1 protein-coding gene is annotated in these 509 nt (G+C 69.9%); it reads left to right on the top strand.

Features of this window, described 5'->3' with window-relative positions; all coding sequences use genetic code 11:
* Positions 1–374, top strand: a 374-nt coding sequence (locus ACRPLY_RS26830; protein WP_432232236.1) for a hypothetical protein, incomplete at its 5' end; no start/stop codon positions are given.
* Between the last annotated feature and the right edge of the window lie 135 nt (positions 375–509).

Below are 509 nucleotides of genomic sequence, written 5' to 3'. Positions count from 1 at the left end.
GGCATTTGGCCGCATCGACCGAGCCTGCCGACTGTTCCGGCATGGGGTGGCCGAGCCGTCTGCTGGAGGTGGAGCCGCTGGCCGATGTGGTGCCCGGGGCGATGCGCAAGGTCGGGTGCGCTGGGTGGCGTGTGGTGCGGGAGCTGCCCGCGTGGCAGGCGCTCGGGCCGTGTGGCCGTGAGGTGGTCGCCTATCTGGCGCTGCTGCCCACCCTGACCGATGACCAGGTGCAGATCGCCGCACGGTACGCCGCATGGGACGCCGCATGGGCCGTCGTCGTCCGCGACATGATCTCCACCCCCCACTTCGCGACGCTCACCGAGCCGATGCGTGCCGCCGGGATCGACTTCGCCGCGCTCGGCGGTGCGTCATGACCCGCCGCATCGTGCTCGACATCATCGTGCCCATCGTCGTCATCCTCGCGCCCGTGGTCTGCGCCGGACTGCGGATCGGGACGGAAGTGCTGCCCACCGATCAGGGACATTGACATGCCTACCACCATCACCCGA

This window comes from Priestia sp. TGN 0903 (genome assembly GCF_050846855.1).
In the GTDB taxonomy this organism is placed as follows: domain Bacteria; phylum Bacillota; class Bacilli; order Bacillales; family Bacillaceae_H; genus Priestia; species Priestia zanthoxyli.
This window is presented reverse-complemented; position numbering and strand designations above follow the sequence as displayed.